The 16,751-nt window shown below is 68.1% G+C and carries 15 protein-coding genes; 5 read left to right on the top strand and 10 right to left on the bottom strand.

The features are described from left to right. Nucleotide 1 precedes the first annotated feature (1 nt). From lipP1 to EV652_RS42955, 3 genes are read right to left on the bottom strand one after another with little or no spacing between them, the layout of a single operon-like run. Nucleotides 2-928: a LipP1 family hormone-sensitive lipase gene (gene lipP1, locus EV652_RS42965; protein ID WP_132216973.1), complete on the bottom strand. Its 927-nt coding sequence runs from the start codon at nucleotides 926-928 to the stop codon at nucleotides 2-4. A 4-nt stretch (nucleotides 929-932) separates the two neighbouring features. Then, entirely contained in the window at nucleotides 933-2,150 is a 1,218-nt protein-coding gene (locus EV652_RS42960; RefSeq protein WP_132216971.1) for a cytochrome P450, read from the bottom strand. A 5-nt stretch (nucleotides 2,151-2,155) separates the two neighbouring features. Then, nucleotides 2,156-3,442 (bottom strand): SGNH/GDSL hydrolase family protein, encoded by a 1,287-nt coding sequence (locus EV652_RS42955; RefSeq protein WP_132216969.1) that lies wholly within the window; start codon nucleotides 3,440-3,442, stop codon nucleotides 2,156-2,158. A gap of 295 nt (nucleotides 3,443-3,737) precedes the next feature. Here EV652_RS42955 and EV652_RS42950 point away from each other — a divergent pair, with 295 nt between their 5' ends. The 3 genes from EV652_RS42950 to EV652_RS42940 are packed head-to-tail and all read left to right on the top strand — an operon-like array spanning nucleotide 3,738 to nucleotide 7,194. After that, nucleotides 3,738-5,279 (top strand): AMP-binding protein, encoded by a 1,542-nt coding sequence (locus EV652_RS42950; protein WP_132216967.1) that lies wholly within the window; start codon nucleotides 3,738-3,740, stop codon nucleotides 5,277-5,279. Further along, complete coding sequence (locus EV652_RS42945; RefSeq protein ID WP_132216965.1) at nucleotides 5,276-6,493, top strand: MFS transporter; 1,218 nt, start codon at nucleotides 5,276-5,278, stop codon at nucleotides 6,491-6,493. The genes EV652_RS42950 and EV652_RS42945 overlap by 4 nt, the downstream gene beginning before the upstream one ends. A 41-nt stretch (nucleotides 6,494-6,534) precedes the next feature. Next, nucleotides 6,535-7,194 carry an SGNH/GDSL hydrolase family protein gene (locus EV652_RS42940; RefSeq protein ID WP_132216963.1) on the top strand — a complete coding sequence of 220 codons (660 nt, stop codon included), beginning with the start codon at nucleotides 6,535-6,537 and terminating at the stop codon, nucleotides 7,192-7,194. A 3-nt stretch (nucleotides 7,195-7,197) separates the two neighbouring features. Here EV652_RS42940 and EV652_RS42935 read toward each other — a convergent pair whose 3' ends face one another. From EV652_RS42935 to EV652_RS42920, 4 genes are all read right to left on the bottom strand, one after another. After that, complete coding sequence (locus EV652_RS42935; protein ID WP_132216961.1) at nucleotides 7,198-8,424, bottom strand: MFS transporter; 1,227 nt, start codon at nucleotides 8,422-8,424, stop codon at nucleotides 7,198-7,200. A gap of 138 nt (nucleotides 8,425-8,562) precedes the next feature. Next, nucleotides 8,563-9,279: a DUF4386 domain-containing protein gene (locus tag EV652_RS42930; RefSeq protein ID WP_132216959.1), complete on the bottom strand. Its 717-nt coding sequence runs from the start codon at nucleotides 9,277-9,279 to the stop codon at nucleotides 8,563-8,565. Beyond that, entirely contained in the window at nucleotides 9,276-9,572 is a 297-nt protein-coding gene (locus tag EV652_RS42925; RefSeq protein WP_132216957.1) for a DUF8691 family protein, read from the bottom strand. Before EV652_RS42925 ends, EV652_RS42930 begins: the two co-directional genes overlap by 4 nt. A gap of 151 nt (nucleotides 9,573-9,723) precedes the next feature. After that, the gene (locus EV652_RS42920; RefSeq protein WP_132216955.1) at nucleotides 9,724-12,495 is read right to left on the bottom strand and encodes a winged helix-turn-helix domain-containing protein; all 2,772 of its coding nucleotides are present in this window, start codon (nucleotides 12,493-12,495) and stop codon (nucleotides 9,724-9,726) included. A 144-nt stretch (nucleotides 12,496-12,639) separates the two neighbouring features. Here EV652_RS42920 and EV652_RS42915 point away from each other — a divergent pair, with 144 nt between their 5' ends. Then, nucleotides 12,640-13,263, top strand: a complete 624-nt coding sequence (locus EV652_RS42915) for a DUF2975 domain-containing protein (protein WP_242002353.1) — start codon at nucleotides 12,640-12,642, stop codon at nucleotides 13,261-13,263. Continuing rightward, nucleotides 13,264-13,491, top strand: a complete 228-nt coding sequence (locus tag EV652_RS42910) for a helix-turn-helix domain-containing protein (protein ID WP_132216951.1) — start codon at nucleotides 13,264-13,266, stop codon at nucleotides 13,489-13,491. It abuts the gene before it with no gap. 16 nt (nucleotides 13,492-13,507) lie between these two features. Here EV652_RS42910 and EV652_RS42905 read toward each other — a convergent pair whose 3' ends face one another. From EV652_RS42905 to EV652_RS42895, 3 genes are read right to left on the bottom strand one after another with little or no spacing between them, the layout of a single operon-like run. Beyond that, nucleotides 13,508-14,836 (bottom strand): glutathionylspermidine synthase family protein, encoded by a 1,329-nt coding sequence (locus EV652_RS42905; RefSeq protein ID WP_132216949.1) that lies wholly within the window; start codon nucleotides 14,834-14,836, stop codon nucleotides 13,508-13,510. Then, entirely contained in the window at nucleotides 14,833-15,804 is a 972-nt protein-coding gene (locus EV652_RS42900; RefSeq protein ID WP_132216947.1) for an alpha-ketoacid dehydrogenase subunit beta, read from the bottom strand. The genes EV652_RS42905 and EV652_RS42900 overlap by 4 nt, the downstream gene beginning before the upstream one ends. After that, nucleotides 15,801-16,751 (bottom strand): thiamine pyrophosphate-dependent dehydrogenase E1 component subunit alpha, encoded by a 951-nt coding sequence (locus EV652_RS42895; RefSeq protein WP_132216945.1) that lies wholly within the window; start codon nucleotides 16,749-16,751, stop codon nucleotides 15,801-15,803. The genes EV652_RS42900 and EV652_RS42895 overlap by 4 nt, the downstream gene beginning before the upstream one ends.

Below are 16,751 nucleotides of genomic sequence, written 5' to 3'. Positions count from 1 at the left end.
CTCAGTCATCACCGAAGATCCCGCTCAGCCAGGTGGACGCCTCGGCCATCGCCTTCTTGCCGCCGTCGAGGATGCCCGACATCGCGAAGAAGCCGTGCACCATCCCGTCGTACCGGCTGAGGGTGGTCGGTACGTCGGCGGCGTGCAACTTCTCCGCGTAGTACTCACCCTCGTCGCGCAGCGGGTCGTACTCCGCAGTGATCACCAGCACGGGCGGGAGATTCGCGTGCGACTCGGCGAGGAGCGGGGAGGCGAGCGGGTTCAGGCCGTCGGCGGAGTCGGTCAGGTAGTGGTCCCAGTACCAGCCGACCGAGGTCTTGTTGAAGAGGTACGGGTCGTCACCGGCCCGCATCGAGATGGTGTCCGAGCCGTAGAGCGTGTTCGGGTACACCAGCAGTTGGCCGACCAACTCCGGACCGTTGTCCCGGGCAAGCAAAGTGGTCGCGGCCGCCAGGTTGCCGCCGGCACTGTCGCCGCCGACGGCCAGCCGGGTCGGGTCCACCTCCAGCTCCTCGGCATGCGCCGCGATCCAATGGGTGGCGTTGTGGCAGTCGTGCACCGCGGCCGGGAACGGGTGTTCCGGCGCGAGCCGGTAGCCGACCGTGATCACCTGACAGGGAACGGCATTGGCCAGTGTGCGGCTGATGCCGTCCGCGGTCTCGATGCTCCCCAGTGTCCAGCCGCCGCCGAAGAAGTAGATCAGCGTCGGCAGCGGGCCGTCCTGGTCCGGCCGGTAGACGCGCAAGGGCACACCGTCGTCGGTCGCGATGTCCTCGACGTGGTGAACCGCTTCGACCTCACCGCCCGCTGCCTGGATGGACTCGAGGTCGGCGGCACGGGCCTCGGCCAGCGTTTGGGTGTAGAGCTGCGGAACCTGGTTGGCCTCGCGTTCGGCACGCATGGCCTCGACCTGCGGGTCCAGCGGCATCGGATCACCCCAATCGGATCGGCATGGACTGGTGCCCACGCAGCAGCAAGCTACGACTCCGCACCGGCTCGCTCTCGAGTCGCAGTCCGGGGAACCGGCGGAACAGCTGCCCGAACGCGGCCCGCCCTTCCATCCGGGCCAGCGCAGCCCCGACACAGTAGAACGGTCCGGCGCCGAAGGACAGGTGCTGAAGGTCGTCACGGCCCGGATCGAAAGTGTCGGCGTCGGGATGTCGGGCCGGATCCCGGTTCGCCGCGCCGGGCAGGATCAGCACCAGACTGCCCTCGGCGATCGGTACGCCGGCCAGCTCGAGATCGATCGACGCCTTCCGGCTGATCAGCTGCACCGAGCTCTGGTGCCGCAGGATCTCCTCGACATAGTCCGCCGCCAGCCCCGGATCGTCGCGCACCGCGTCGACGAGTGGTGGCTCGGCGAGCAGCAACTCGAGTCCGTTGGTGAGCAGGTTCATCGTGGTCACGAAGCTCGCGTTGACCAGCACCAGCAGGTTGTCGATCAACTCCTGCTCGTCGATCCCCGACGTCCCCGAATCAAGCGCATGTACAAGAGATCCGACCAGGTCGTCGCGCGGCCGGAGCCGGCGGTCGCCGATCATCCGTGCGTAGTAGGCGTTGAGCTCGTCGGCGGCCTGGTTCGCGGCCGCCAGCTTCTCCGGCGCCTTGCCACCCAGGTCGAGGTACTCGTCGATCCGCTGGGTCCGGTCGCGGAACCAGCCGAGGTCGGAGCGCGGGATCCCGAGGAATGTCCCGATCACCGTGATCGGGAGCCGATAGGCGAAGTCGACGAAGTCCACCACTAGCCGATCGGCGCCCGCCTTCCCGAGGTCGTCGAGCAGCTCGGTGACCAAGCCGTCGACGACGGATTCGAAGCCGGCCAGCCGGCGCGGTGTCAGCACCGCCTGGAAGACCTTGCGCATCCGCAGATGGTCCGGCTCGTTGCGGAACATCATCGACCCGCCGAGCCGGCGCAGGACCGAGTCCTGCGGGTCCGGGTCCGCGGTCAGCAACCGGTGGAACCTGGTGTCCTTGAGTGCTTCCTGGGCAGCGTCGTACCCGTTCACCACCACGGCGTACGGCGAGCTTCCGGGCTCGAGGCGGCAGACCGGGCCGATCCGATGCAGCTCGGCGAAGAGCGGCATCGGATCGCGTCGACCTTGCTCGGAACCGAGGGCGGCGAGAACTTCGTTCGCGGTCCGGGCAGGCATGACGATCAGCGCACCAGATCGAGCGGCACCGACGCCGCCATCGCCTGGTAGCCCGCGTCGTTCGGGTGGATGTGGTCACCCGAGTCGTAGGCCGGGTTCAGCTTGCTCGGCGCGGCCGGGTCACGCAGCACCTTGTCGAAGTCCAGCACGCCGCCGAACTCCTTGCTCGATCGCAGGTAGCTGTTCACCGCCTGCCGGGTGGCCTCCTTCGCCGGGGTCCAGCTGTCCGTGCCGCCGATGCCCTCGAACGGCGTGATCGTGGTGACCAGGCTGCGCAGTCCGCGTTCCTTGACCTGCGCGTTCACCTGGCGCAGCGCGCCGATGATCTCGGCCGCGGAGTCGTCGGACATCCAGATGTCGTTGACTCCCAGTTCGGTGATGACGGTGCGTACGCCGGTCTGCGCGAACACGTCCTCGTTCAGCCGGGCCAGCGAGTTCACACCGACCTCGTTGAAACCGGGGAAGGCACCGTTGTCGGACGGCTCGCTGCCCTCGTGGTTGAGCCGGCTGCCGGCCAGGCCCGCGTTCAGCACACTCGGCACCTTGTCCCGCTTGTCGGCCGACGCGATCAGACGCTCGGCGAGCTGGTCGGGCCAGCGGTTGTTGGCGTTGAACGTGCTCGCGGTGCCGTCGGTGATCGAGTCGCCGAGAACGACGATCGATCCGTCGGCCTTGTCGGTCTCCACGTCGACGCCGGACAGGAAGAACCAGCAGCAGCGCCGGGTCAGTGTGTACGCCGCGCCACCGGGCTGGGTGACCAGGTTCGACGGGCCGACGAAGTTGTCCTGGATCGACGAGCCGTGGAACGTCGTCGGGCCGGTGTTCTCCGGGAAGTACAGGCTGACGACGAGGTCGTCGAGGTTGCCGAGCCGCAGGTTGACCGGGTCGCTGAGCAGTTCGCTGCCCTTGACCATCGACGCGGTCCCGGCACCGTTGAACGTCAACGTCCGCAGGGTTGTGGGGTCGATGTCCGACAGCTCCGGGGTCGCCTTGTTGGACTTGGCAACGGTCGCGGCGCCGACGGTGACGGTCTTCTCGCCGTAGATGTTCGACAGCCGGATCCGGATCCGGTCGCCACCGACGGTCGGCCGCACCACGAGCCGGACACTCTGGTCGGTCAGCCCGAGGTTGGTCGATCCGGATGCGTTGCCGTGGGTGACCGCGGTCGCCCAGGTGCCCACCCACTCGGAGTCGCGGTGACCTGAGCTGTAGCCCGCACCGGCCAGGCTGGAGCCGGCCAGGGTGAGCGCCGCGGTCACCGCGACCGCGCGCCAACTGCTGGAAATATGCATGGACGGACCTCCTGGCGGAATCGGATGGCGGACGGAACGTAATACGCAGCGAGTAATCCGGTCAATGAAACGGAAATGCATTTCTGGAAATGCTTTCGCAGCGGTTAGCCAAGCGGTTGTCCGGCCGGATCGCAGGGGTATTCCTTCACCCGCGAGGTCGAGTGACCGACCGACTCCGCAGAGCGACGGTCACGCCTGTCCAGCAGGGATTCCGGACTCTTTCCAGCCGCCCGTGCATCCAGTAGAGTCGCGCCGACGGCTGGGGGTGGCCGGAGTCGAGGGAGCCATTACCGAAATGCCGCCTGAATTCGTCCTGCCCGAGCACGGCAGCAATTATGCGCTGCGGGCGCTAACTCTGTTCCAGCGCTTTGCCGAGCGTCCCGCGCTGGTCCGCGGTGACCGGCGGGCGACGTACGGCGAACTGATCGGCGACGTGCTGCGGATCGCGGCCGCGGCCAGGGACGCCGGGATCCGGCCGGGCAGCAAGGTGCTGGTGATGGCGGCGAACTGCTTCGACGCGCCGGCACTCCAGCTCGCCCTGCATCTGCACGGTTGCCGGGTGCTGTGGTGCGCACCGATCACGTCCCGCCGGGAGATCGACCGGTTCGCCGTACTGGCTGATGCGGACGCCCTCGTGTACGACGGCCACCTGGGTCGCGAGCTGGCCGAGTCGCTCGCGCCGATGCCGGCATTCGAGCTGACTGATATCACCCAACGCTCGGCGTCCTCGCCGTACGAGATCGATCCGGCGGTGCCGGCGCCGGACTCGGTGTTGCAGACGAGCGGGACGACCGGTGATCCGAAGCTCGTGCACCACACGCAGAGCTTCTACGAGCAGATCCTCGATCTCGCCGAGGCCTTCGTCGCCAACGGATTCCCGCTGTTGCGGCACTACTCAGGTTCGCCGTTGTGGCTGGCGAGCGGCCAGATCACCAGCTTCTTCAACCTGTTCGCCGGTGGGGTGCTGTTCCTGACCGACACCTGGTCACCGGACGAGTTCTACCGGATCGTCTCGACGGAGAGGATCACGTCGACCTATGTCACGCCGCCGATGCTCTACGAACTGCTCGACCATCCCGGTGGGGAGGACATCGACTGCAGCAGCCTGTTCATGCTCAACGTCGGTGCCGGGCCGGCCACGCCGGCGCGACTGCGTCAGGGCATCGCGCGGTTCGGTCCGGTGCTGCGGATCGTCTACGGACTGAGCGAGGCCGTCGTCGTCACCGCGTTGCCAGGGCTGACCGAAGATCCCTTGCACCCCGAGCGGTTGGCTTCAGCCGGTACGCCGTACGGCGATGTGCGCATCGAGATCCGGGATGACGACCGGAAGGTGCTGCCGCCGGGACAGACCGGGGAGGTGTGGGTGCAGAGCAAGCTCACGTTCGCGGGGTATCTCGGGAAGCCGGAGCTGACCGCGGAGACGTTGGTCGACGGGTGGTTGCGGACCCGCGATCTCGGCTACGTCGACGAGGACGGGTTCCTGTTCCTGGTCGATCGCGTGCACGACATGATCATCACCACCCGCCGCAACTGGGCGATCTTCTGCCGCCCGATCGAAGACGTGCTGGCTACCCATCCCGCCGTCCGCACCACCGCCGTGATCGGCGTACCGGATCCCGTGGTCGGCGAAGCAGTACACGCCTTCGTCGTCACCCGCACACCTGTTCGTGTTGCTGACCTCCAGCAGTTGGTCACTGACACCTTGAACGAGATGTGGAGTCCTACCTCCATCGACTTCGTGGATGAGTTGCCGCTGACCCGCATCGCCAAGGTGGACAAGGTTGCGCTGCGCAAGCTTTATGCGGAGCTCCATGGAGATCTGGTGGGTGGCTCATGACACCACGCCGCGGGTTGGTGGTGCTGTTCACCGCCGACGTCCTGTCCGCGGTGGGCAGCCGGATTTCGATGGTGGCGATTCCGTGGCTGGTGCTGGTGACCACCGGCAGTCCGGCCCGGATGGGGCTGGTCGCGGCGGCCGAGATGGTGCCGTACATCGTGGCCAGCATCATGGGCGGTCCGGTCATCGATCGGCTCGGTGCGCGGCTGTCCTCGATCATCGCGAACCTGGCGAGTGCGGTCGCGGTCGCTGCGATCGCCGCGACCACCGAGCTCGGGTTCGCGGCACTGTTGTTGCTGGTGGCTGTGGCGGGTGCGTTGCGCGGCGTCGCGGATCGGTCCAAGGAGTTGCTGCTGCGGCCGATGGCGGAGGCAGCCGAGGTCGCACTCATCCGGGTGACCTCGCTGCATGAGGCGTTCGCTCGGGGAGCGACTCTGCTGGCCGCGCCGCTGGCCGGGTTGCTCATCTACTGGACTGACGCGGCCTCGGTGTTGTGGATCGACGTGGGGACCTTCGTGGTGTGCGGCCTGCTGGTCGCCGCGTTCGTGTACCCGCCGGACACCACGGTGGAAGCGCGGCGGGACAAGTACTTCCGGTCCCTCGCGGTCGGATTCTCCTTCGTACGACGCGACGCCCTGCTCGCCACGATGCTGATCACCACGTTCACCATCAACATCTTCGCCAGTGCGAGTACGGCGGTGTTCATCCCGCTCTGGGTCGCGGAGGTACTCGGCTCACCGGCGGGCCTCGGTCTGACCCTCGGCGCGTTCTCGGCCGGCGCATTGCTCGGCAGTATCGGGTTCGCCGTACTCGCCACCAAGGTGCCGCGCTACCTGACCTTTGCCGTCGGCGCCTTCATCGGCGGCAGTCCACGCCTGCTCGTTCTCGGGCTCAGCGACGACCTGGTCCTGGTGATGGCGGTGACGTTCCTGTCCGGGATCGGGATTGCTGCCATCAACCCGGTCTTCGGCGCGGTGCTCTACGAACACGTCCCGAAGGATCTGCAGGCCCGGGTGATCGGCCTCGTCGCGGCGACCTCGTTCGCCGGACTCCCCCTCGGCGCCTTACTGGCCGGCGAACTGGTGACCGCCTTCGGCCTGATCCCGGCACTCATCGGGTCCGGCATCGCCTGCCTGATCGTCAGCGTCTACCCACTGCTCCACCGAGGCCCCGGCAAAGTCCTCGACGCCCCAGCCCCCGCCGAGGCAGTATGAACGAGTCAACCGCCCCCACTGCCTCACCCCGCGGAGGCGACATGAACGAAGCGACCGACCCGTACTGCCTTGCTCCCGGTGAGAGCGAGGAACTGCTCGGCGGCCATCCCTGGCGGCGCTTCGTCGTCCTCGGTGACAGCGTCGTCCAGGGTCTGTGTGAACCGGTCGACGGCTACAGCGACCTGCAGTGGGCCGACCGGATCGCGGCCGAGCTCCGGGCGGTCCGACCCGAGCTCGCCTACCGCAACCTCGGCATCAGCGGCCTGCGCAGCCGCGAGATCCTCGCCACCCAACTCGACCCGGCGCTGGCCTTCGGCCCCGATCTCGCCCTGGTCGTCGGCGGCGGCAACGACGCCTTCCCGGCCACCTACGACCCCGACCGGGTCGATCGCGCCCTGACCCTGATGATCACCGCGTTGCAGGACGCCGGCGCCGAGGTGATGACGCTGGGTATGTTCGACATCTCCTACAGCCCGGCTGTCGCCGACTGGCTCCGACCAGGCCTCAGGCAACGCATGCGAACCCTCTCGACCCGGACCGCCGCCCTCGCCGACAAGCTCGGCACCATCCACATCAACCTGACCGACCACCCACTGTCCACCGACCCCGGCATCTACAGCTCCGACGGCCGCCACGGCAACGCTCGCAGTGACGCGGTCGCCGCGGCCGAGACAGTGCGAGCGCTCGGACAGCGGATCTGAGGGTCATCGGACGCGCTTCACCGGCAGGATGGCGACGGCTCCGACGATGGCACTGAGCCCTGCGACGGTGTAGAGCACGGCGTAACTGCCGCTGCCGATCGCCAGGATGGCCGGCGCGATCGCGGGCGCGACGAAGAACGGGAGCGCGCTGGCGATGTTGAACACGCCGAGATCCTTCGCCGCACTGGCTCGGTCCGGCAGTACGTCGGCCACGAGCGCGAGGTCGACCGCGATGTACAGGCCGAAACCGAGTCCGCTGATGGCCATGCCGACGAGAAAGCCGTTGAAGTCGTCGGCGAGGGCGATCACGAACAGCGCCACGCCGTACACGATCGACGCGGTGACGACGAGGATCTTCCGTCGTCCCGTCCGGTCGGAGATCCGGCCACCGATCAGGGACGCGGCGACGAGGACGACGGACTGGACGAGGGTGCCGAGGAAGACCTGATGCGGTACGTCGTCCTCGCTGCTGCCGAGCTGGTCGAGCAGGTAGTAGGCCTGGTAGGTGGTGAGGAGGGCGTAGGCCAGCAGAAGCATGAATCGGCTGGCGAAAGCCCAGGCGAAGTCCGGGCTCTTGCGGGGGTTGACGTAGAACGTGCTAGGCAGTTCCCGCAATGACCAGGCCGGCTTGTCCGCCGGGTCGAGCCGGCGATCCTTCAGCGTGCTCACGAACAGCAGGACGAAGAACCCGCCGATCGCGCACGGAACCAGGAACATGGCGAGTCGGTTGCCGGTGAACAGTTGGACCAGGAAGGTGGCGCTCACCGACGCGATGGGCAGACCGATGCCCAGCACACCAGCAACCGAACCGCGCTGAACGACAGGGACCTGGTCCGGCAACACCGCCACCTGAGCCGCGAGCAGAGCGTTGAGGGAAAGCTGGGCGAAACACCATCCGACCAGGACCACGAGGACGTTGGGTGCCAGCGCGACGATGAGGATGCCCAAAGTCCCACCGCCCAGGCCGGCAACCATCCAGGGCCGCCGCATACCCAATCGTGACGACGTACGGTCGCTCAACTTGCCGAAGAACGGGTTTCCGACCATCGCCACGATGGAGCCGACGCCGGCGACGAGCGCCAGGCTGTTCGGTGCTTGCTCGATGCCCACGAGCGAGTTGACCTTCAAGGCCAGAGAGACCAGCAGTGGGGCGAGAAACACCAGCGAGATGCCCATGGTGGCCAACGCGTAGAGCGAGATGAAGCCCCAGCCAACCCGGTTCTGTGGCATCTGGCTCTCCTCACGGCGGTCAAGATGACTGGCGGGAGGTGCTTCGCGCGTTCCTCACGATAGCCGTCTGGCCTGTCGGCGCGGCCCACCGCCAACTGGCTGTGGGCCGCGCCGTTCGATGGTCCTGGCGACGTATGGTCAGTCGACCTTGACGATGCCGGCGGTGACCGGCGAGGGCTTGAACCCCTTGACGAGCATCCAGGTGCCGACCGACACCTCCCAGAAGGCGACGGGGACCGTCGCGAGCATCGTGATGCCGGAGTCCTGCTCGTTGTGGCCGAACAGGGTCGCGATGTTGGCGGCGAAGAGCAGCGGGGCCCCGATGAGACCGACGGTGGGAATGATCCGCGGAACCAGACGCGACTGGTACATCAGCGTGCCGAGCAGGACGGCGTTGATGCTTGCCATGAAGCCCGGACCGAAGAGGAACGTCCACTCGCGGACGGCCACGAGGGCCTGGCTGCTCTCGACCGAGCCGGCGCCGTGCTGGTTGAGGGTGACGACGGCGAGAAGGCTGGCCACGCCGGTCATGATGATCGCCGCCTCGAGCAGCCGGGAGGTGACGATGCCGAGTGCGAGGGCCTGGTTCTGGCGCTTGAGGATCGGGAACAGGGCCACGGCGCTGCCGATACCGGCGAGGGCGTTGACGAAGTCCAGGAGGCCGGCCCCCAGGAGTTCGGTGTTGTGCCCGGCAGCGACGGTGAGGTCTGGGTTCACCGCCGATCCGATGAAGAAGAAGGCGGGCAGGGACGCTGCGAAGGTGAGCAGGTAGAAGAAGCCTGCGACGCGGGCGTGATTGCGGGTGGGGTCGCCGGAGGTGCGGCTGGCTGTCGTCGGTCGAGCTGTGGTGGTCATGGCTTGTCTCCAGTGGTCGAGTTGCGCGGATCTTCGGTGTTGGGCTGCGACGCCGGGTCGGGCTCCACCTGGGCGACCGAGATGAGAGGGAGACCGAGGTCGCGGAGTCGTTGCAGCAGCCCGTGCAGGGCGGCCTGGTCCACGACGGGGCCTTTGAGGGTGGTGGTGCCGTCGGCTCCGGCGGTGAGGGTGAGCCCGTCGAACCAGGCCGACCACCGCGAGTCGAGGCGCCCTTTGAGGCGGATCTCGTACCAGCTGCGATCGTGCGGCCGGCCGGTGGCTGTGCTGCTCACGGGGTGCTCCTCTTGTCGATCCCGACTGCCTGCCCTGCGTGGCGGGCTGTGCGGTTATCTGCAAGCTAGGAGCCGATGTGATGAGTCGGCCTCACATCATGTGATGAACTCGATGATGATCTTCCGGCCTGGCCGCTGTGGGTTGCGCTGGTCAGCGGGCGCTGCGGTGCGACAGCAGGTTGAGCTGATGCGCCCGGCGCACCGCGGCGCGGCGGTTGTTGACGCCGAACTTGGCGTAGATGTTCCTGGTGTGAGTTCGAATGGTGTTGAGCGACACGACGAGCTCCCGGGCGATGGAGGGGCCGTCGAGGTCGCTGGCGAGCAGCCGCATGACGTCCAGTTCGCGTTCGGTCAGTGGCTCGATGAGGTCGTCCCGGGCGGCCCGGTTGTGCTCGGGCCTGCCCGCCTCGTACGCCTCACTCAGTTGACCCTGTGACTCGGAGGCTGCGTCCAGGAGTTGGCGTACGTATGCCCGGCCGGGGCGGTGTCGGTCCAGGGTGGTGAGCAGCGTGGTCATCGGCTGCCCTTCGCTGGAGAAGACCCGGATGTAGCCCTCGGGCTCAGCCAGCGCCAGCGCGCGCTCCAGCATCGCCTGTGCCTCGTCGTCGTCACCGTCTGCGTGCTGCGCGAGCGCCAGGAGCACCAGGAGCTCGATGACGGTGCCGTTCCGGTCGCCGTCCTCGGCCGCAGCGAGAAGCCGCTCGAGCAGCCCGATGGCATCGCGCAGCACCTGCTGCGAGCCCTCGGCGTCGTGCTTGGCGAACAGGACCCGGGCCAGAGTCACGTGTTCGTACTCGCGCAGGTACGACACCTCGTCGTGCACGGTCACGCCGTACCGATGCGCCCACTCCAGCGCCGCGGCCACGTCCCCGTGCGCCGCGAGCATTCGCGCGCGCAGTGCCGGGATCGGTCGCACGTTCGGCGCGAAGTCGCCCACGTACACGCGTTCCGCCTCCGCGAGCAGCCCGAGCGCCGCGCCGCGATCGCCCTCGGCCTCCCGGAGCAGCGCCATCGCCACGCGCCACCGGTACGGGTTCTGCGGCAGGCCGGCCTGCTCGCCGAGCTCGTCGCTGCGCCGCAGGTACTCCGTGGCAGCGGCAAGGTCGTTGCGCTCCAACGCGACCTGGCTCAGACCGACGTACATATCCCGGGTGCCCCGTAGGGCTGGTTCGTGGCCGGCGGCGAGCTCGAGGGCGTGCTCGTAGGTGCGTTGTGCCTGCCGCAGCCTGCCCTGCGTGGACTCGAGGTCGGCGAGCGTGATGCAGCAGCCCAGTACGTCGGAGACGTAGCCGACCTGATGCAACCCGTCCGCGGCGTCGGCGTAGCTGCGATGTGCGGCCTCGAGGTCGCCGGTCGTCCAGGAGGCGATCCCGGCCAGCGCATCAGCCGAGGCCCGGGTCAGATGGTCGTGCTCGGGAGCACGGTCGACCGCAAGGCGGGCATGCTCCAAAGTGCCGGCCGGGTCGCCCCCGATGAGCGCCAGCGCGGCCCGGTACTGCTCGATGCAGCCCGGCAGACGGGCGAACTCATGCTCATCGACGACCACGATCTCCGGCAACCTGGCCCCGGGTTGGGTGTCGGAACCCAGGCCGGTCAGCAGTCGCTCGATATCGCGCAACCGGTGCTCGATGCCGCCGAACTCGTTGCTAGCCATGAGGGCGCCGACGAACCCCATGGCGAGCACCGGCCGGCGCTCGACCACGTCGTCGGGAAGATCGTCGATCCACCTGCGCAGGGTTGCTTCCTGCCGGTTCCGGCGCAGCTCCGGAACGGCCAGCTCGACGAGATCGGCCGCGCGGTCGATGTCGCCGGCGGCCAGTGCGTGCCGGACTGCGGGCACCGGTTCGCCGGCTTCGCCGTACCAGTTGCCGGCTCGTCGGTGCAGTTCCGCCACATCACCGCGCTCGTCGAGCAGATGGGAGCGGAGGACGTCCCCGAAGAGGTGGTGATAGCGGTACCAACGCCGCTGGTCGTCGAGCGGGACGAGGAAGAGGTTTGCCCGGTCGAGCCTCTCCAGCATCGCCTTGCCGTCGTGCTCGCCGGTCACGGCGTCGCAGAGAGGGCCGGTGAGACGGTCCAGGACGGAGGTCTCCAGCAGGAACCGTCGCACCGCGTCGGGCTGCCGATCCAGAACCTCTTCCACCAGGTAGTCGACAACGAACCGGTCGTCACCGGCGAAGCCCGCGATGAAGCCGGCGGCATCGCCACGGCCCTGGAGCGACAGCGCGGCGAGCTGCAGGGCCGCGACCCATCCTTCAGTGCGCTCCTCGAGCGATGCGACGTCCTCGGCGGTGAGACGGAGCCCGGTCACGTCGTTGAGGTAGGCGGCCGCCTCAGCGCGGGTGAAGCGAAGATCGGCGGCGCGGACCTCGATCAGCTCACCGCGGGCGCGCAGGCGGGCCAGCGGCAGGCCGGGGTCCGCTCGGGTGCTGATGACCAGCCGCACCTGCGGAGGCAGCCGGTCGACGAAGAAGCTCATCCCGGACCGGATGCCGGGGCCGTCGGCGAGGTGGTAGTCGTCCAGGACCAGGGTGACCTCACCCGGGAGCACGCTCAGCTCGTTGAGGACCACGACCAGCACCGCCTCGGTCGAGCTTTGCCCTGCGGACAGCAACGGAAGCGCGCCGGCACCGACGCCGGGAACGGCACGATCCAGCGCGGTGATCACATAGGTCCAGAACGACGAGGCCTCCTGGTCTCCCTCGTCGAGGGAGACCCACGCGACCGCGGTGTCGGCGGCGGCCCGGCTATTGGTGCTCGTCAGCCAGCCGCCCAGGAGCGTGGTCTTGCCGAACCCGGCCGGTGCCGAAACCAGCACCAGGCGGCCGCCGCGGGAGAGGCGGTCGTCCAGCCGCGGCCGCGCCACCAGGCCGGCCCGTGGTGCAGGGGAGAACAGCTTGGTCTCGACGAGAGTTCCCGTCATCGCACCCCCCTGGCGGTCTTGACGCTCTGCGCACGAGCGTAGGCCACCCGCCGGGGTGAGGCCGTTGTTCCTTGACAGGTGCATATCGATTGTCGTTATTATCGACTAACGATGTTATCGAGGAACGATAAGGGGCGCGTGACCATGCGAGTGCCGCAGTCGATCGTCAACCTTGGCCGGTGGAGTCGCACCGATGCCCTGGTGCTGCAGGGCCTCCTCGGGATTGTGTTCGTCGTACAGGCCATCCTTGGCATGGTGATCCCGTTGCTCGGTGTGGTCGGTGTGCTCGACCTGGCAAGCAGTCGGGAGGTTCCGGTGACCGGCGTGGCAGCGCCTGAGTTCCCTGACGCGGACGGAGTACAACTGTCCGCGTCCGGATCGGCGGCGCTGACCGTCGACGACCCGAGTTTCAGCCAGCGGGTGCTGCTCGAACTGCCGACCATTGTCGGTGCCGTGCTGATTCTGCTGGGGATCTACTTGCTGTTCCGGATTGCCCGCACGCTGTGCCTGGGTGACCCGTTCCAGCCGCGCAACCCGCTCCGCCTCTTCGGGATCGCCATCCTGATCGCCGTTGGCAGCGTCGCCGCCAGCCTGCTGCAGGCAGTGACCACCGACCAACTCGTTGCCGGTACGCCGTTGGCGGACCACGTGCCGTTCTCGGTCGAGTTCTCTTTGCTCCCGCTGCTGGTCGCCCTTCTCGTCGCCGCGCTGGCCGAGGCGTTCCGGATCGGCGTTCGGCTCCGCGAGGACACCGAGGGGCTGGTCTAGTTGCCGCCTGGCGATCCCCACCGCATCCAGGTCAATCTCAGTCGACTGCTCGCCGAGCGCAACATGACGCTGACCGAACTGGCCGACCGCGTCGGCATCACCATCGTGAACCTGTCGATCCTCAAGAACGGCCGGGCCAAGTCCATCCGCTTCTCCACCCTGACCGCCCTCTGCGAAGCCCTCGACTGCGCCCCCGGCGATCTCCTGGACCTCACCGACAACGTCTGACGACGCTGGCACCGGCTCAGGGAGCCAGCAGCAGACCGCTCGTCAGTGCGCCCTGACCGACGTTGACGACCGGTCCGGCACCGGGCACCGCGAATCGCAGATAGGCCCCTGCAGGCGTGCCGCCGAAGAGGTACGGCGCTATGCAGAAGGGGACGGCGGCTTCGTGGACCTCGCCCGTTGTCACCTCGACGAACTGCATGGTCAGGCGGTCGACGGCGACGTGGGCCTGCAGGATGTAGCCGCCTTCGGTGATCGCGGCGTCCAAGGCTGCTTGCCACGCGTGCGCCGAAACCTCAGGTCCGACGACGACGCCGACGCCGCCGTACGAGCCGGAGGGCTTGAGGACGAAGTCGTTCTGCTTGGCGACGGCATGGGGGCGTAGGTCCGCGGACAGCACAGACGTTCGAGGGACGTGGTGCCGGACCACCGCGGCGTCCTCGGGGGACAACGTGGGCAGGTCTTCCCAGAGCCAGGCGAGGATTGACTTGCTGGCCAGGAGCCAACTGGCGGTGGGGGTGAACATGCGAACCGAGCCGGTGCGAACGGCGGTTGCCAACGCGTCGAGGCCGGGGCTTGGCTTGGTGCCTTGCGGGACGAACATCCGGAGTACTGCGTCGATCGGCCCGTCGTCGACGCACAGCCGGCCGGCGTCGTCGAGGGTCAGCCACTCGACCGGGAACACCCGCATGTCCAGGCCGAGTTGACGACCGCGTTCGCTGAACGGCTCGAGCAGCTTGATCATCGCCTGCCCGTCCTGCGAACCCGGGTACGTGCCACCGGTGGTGAAGATCATCGCGAGGCGGTCCTGTCCGCTCAGCTCCAGAGCCGTCCGCACCGCCTCGTAGCGAGCGTCGACGGCCGACGGCGGCGCGGTCAGCCCGATCGCATCCAGCACCGGATCACCGTCGTACGCCGAGAGGAACCGCCGCACGATCCCGTCGGAGTCGTGCGCGCCACCGAGTGCGCTGTCGATGTTGGCCTCGACCACGTACGGCGTACCGCCCGCCAGCAGGATGTCCGCCCGCACACCCCCGATCAGCTCCTCGCTCAGCGGAAAGTCCTCGGAGAGCAGGTCGATCGCGCCGTCGGGCATCCCGAGTGCCCGCCGCAACTCCCCCGCGGTCGTTGCCCGTCGCAAACATGCGTCCAGGATCAGTCGGGCGACCGTCGCCGAGATGTCGGTGAGCTGACAGTAGGAGGCCCTGGACATGATCGGCGGCCGCAGCGGTCGCCAGTCCTTGTTGTGCGTCGCGACTCCGTCGTACACCTGCTGCCACGACTCGACTCCCCGCGCCACGAGCGCCGTACGAACATCCTCGGTCAAGCGAGGCCACAGGTCAGTCATGCTTCCTCCAGTACGGCGTGGATCGCGGCGACGAGGTGGTCGCGGCCGGGTTGGACCGCTCGGTCCAAGGCCAGGGCGAACGGTAGGACTGCGCCGTCTGGTCTGGTGACGCGGCGTGGTGGGCGATCCAGGTCGCATCGTTCGGCCGCGACCGCGAGGACTTCGGCGGCGAAACCGCTGGTCCGGTTGGAGTCGTCGATCACCACCAGCCGTCGAGTCTTGGCCAGAGACGCGGTCAGGCCGTCCACGTCGAGCGGGTACACGGTCCGCGGATCGAAGACCTCGACCGAGATCCCGAGCCCGGACAGCTCATCGGCAACGGCCAGTGCGTCGTGGACAAGATGGCCGAGGGCAACGACGGTGATGTCGGTCCCGGGTCGGGCGATCCGGCCGACGCCGAGCGGGACCGGTGCCAACGTGCTGAAGTCGAGGTCGTCCCGGACACCGAGCGCAGCCGATGGCGCGAACACCACGACCGGATCGTCGTCCCGGATCGCCGAGACCAGCAGACCGTACGCATCCGAAGGCGTCGCCGGGACCACGGTCTTGACTCCGACGTGCGCGAACAGACTGTACGGATGGTCGGAGTGCTGCCCGGCCCACCCGGTCCGCGAGCCGGAGCCTGGTACGACGTACGTCACCGGGACCTTGCACTGGCCGCCGGTCATCAACGAGAACTTGTGCGCCTGGTTGGCGATCTGTTCGAAGACGAGGAACAGCAACGACGGGATCTGGAACTCGATCACCGGCCGCATCCCGGCCAGCGCCGCGCCGGTGGCGAAGTTGGTGAACGCCTGCTCCGACAACGGCGTGTCCAGGACCCGATCCGGACCGAAGCGGTTCAACAACCCGGCCGTCAGGTTGGAGGCCGCGACCCGGATGTCCTCACCGAGCAGGAACACCGACGGGTCGGCATCCATCGCGTCGCCGAGGGCCCGGTTGAGGGCCTTCAGGTAGGAGAGCTTCATCGCATCGCCTCCGGTGAGGCGTAGAGGTACTCGAGTGCGGCGGCCGGGTCGGGATGGGCGCTGCCCAGCGCGATCCCGGCCGCCGCGTCGAGCAGGGCCTCGACCTCGGCATCGACCTGGTCCCGCTCGGAAGCGGTCAGTCGTGCGCCCTGGATCTCCACTGGATCCCGCGACCACCCAGCGGAGACTTCCTCGGTCGAGCGATAGGTGAGCCGCGTCCGGTGCTCGAAGGTGTGATGAGCGTCGAAACGGTACGTCGTACATTCCAGGAACGTCGGCCCCTGACCGGCCCGGGCCCGGTCAACCGCCGAGGACGTTGCCGCCAGCACCTTTTCCGGATCCTGCCCGTCGACGGTGAAGGCCGGGATGCCGAAGGCGCGGGCGCGACCGGTGATGCTGCCGGCGACCGCCGACGCGACCGGCATCGTCGTGGCATAGCCGTTGTTCTCGCAGACGAAGATCACCGGCACCTGCCAGAGCGCTGCCAGGTTGAAGGCCTCGAGCAACATGCCCTCGTTCATCGCACCGTCGCCGAAGAAGGTGGCCGCGACGGTGTCCCGGCCCTGCCGGCGATGGGCCCAGGCGGCACCGGTCGCGATCGATCCGGCCGCGCCGACGATCGCGTTGGCGCCGAGGATGCCGAGGCTGAAGTCGGCCGCGTGCATCGAGCCGCCGCGGCCCTTGTTCAGCCCGGACTCCCGGCCCATCAGTTCGGCGAGCAGCCGGGCCGGGTTCACGCCCCGGGCGAGGACGTGTCCGTGACCGCGATGCGTGCTGGTGATCACGTCTGACGCCTTGAGTGCGGCACAGACGCCGGTCGCGATCGCCTCCTGACCGACGTACGGATGAATGCCGCCGACGATCTCACCGGTCCGGACGAACTCGATCGCACGCTCCTCGAAGCGGCGGATCAGCCGCACGGTCCGGTAGAGATCGACACTGGTCAT

The organism is Kribbella steppae, from assembly GCF_004342025.1.
Lineage (GTDB): Bacteria > Actinomycetota > Actinomycetes > Propionibacteriales > Kribbellaceae > Kribbella > Kribbella steppae.
The sequence above is the reverse complement of the archived record's forward strand: the minus strand, read 5'-3'. Positions and strand labels throughout refer to the sequence as shown.

Excerpts from the sequence above, each read along its gene's own strand:
- EV652_RS42945 (WP_132216965.1), top strand. The coding sequence starts at position 5,276 with ATGACACCACGCCGCGGGTTGGTGGTGCTGTTCACCGCCGACGTCCTG.
- EV652_RS42905 (WP_132216949.1), bottom strand. The coding sequence starts at position 14,836 with ATGACTGACCTGTGGCCTCGCTTGACCGAGGATGTTCGTACGGCGCTC.
- EV652_RS42935 (WP_132216961.1), bottom strand. The coding sequence starts at position 8,424 with ATGCCACAGAACCGGGTTGGCTGGGGCTTCATCTCGCTCTACGCGTTG.
- EV652_RS42960 (WP_132216971.1), bottom strand. The coding sequence starts at position 2,150 with ATGCCTGCCCGGACCGCGAACGAAGTTCTCGCCGCCCTCGGTTCCGAG.
- EV652_RS42940 (WP_132216963.1), top strand. The coding sequence starts at position 6,535 with ATGAACGAAGCGACCGACCCGTACTGCCTTGCTCCCGGTGAGAGCGAG.
- EV652_RS42895 (WP_132216945.1), bottom strand. The coding sequence starts at position 16,751 with ATGACCAGTGTCGATCTCTACCGGACCGTGCGGCTGATCCGCCGCTTC.
- EV652_RS42930 (WP_132216959.1), bottom strand. The coding sequence starts at position 9,279 with ATGACCACCACAGCTCGACCGACGACAGCCAGCCGCACCTCCGGCGAC.
- EV652_RS42900 (WP_132216947.1), bottom strand. The coding sequence starts at position 15,804 with ATGAAGCTCTCCTACCTGAAGGCCCTCAACCGGGCCCTCGGCGACGCG.
- EV652_RS42955 (WP_132216969.1), bottom strand. The coding sequence starts at position 3,442 with ATGCATATTTCCAGCAGTTGGCGCGCGGTCGCGGTGACCGCGGCGCTC.
- EV652_RS42915 (WP_242002353.1), top strand. The coding sequence starts at position 12,640 with ATGCGAGTGCCGCAGTCGATCGTCAACCTTGGCCGGTGGAGTCGCACC.
- lipP1 (WP_132216973.1), bottom strand. The coding sequence starts at position 928 with ATGCCGCTGGACCCGCAGGTCGAGGCCATGCGTGCCGAACGCGAGGCC.
- EV652_RS42950 (WP_132216967.1), top strand. The coding sequence starts at position 3,738 with ATGCCGCCTGAATTCGTCCTGCCCGAGCACGGCAGCAATTATGCGCTG.
- EV652_RS42920 (WP_132216955.1), bottom strand. The coding sequence starts at position 12,495 with ATGACGGGAACTCTCGTCGAGACCAAGCTGTTCTCCCCTGCACCACGG.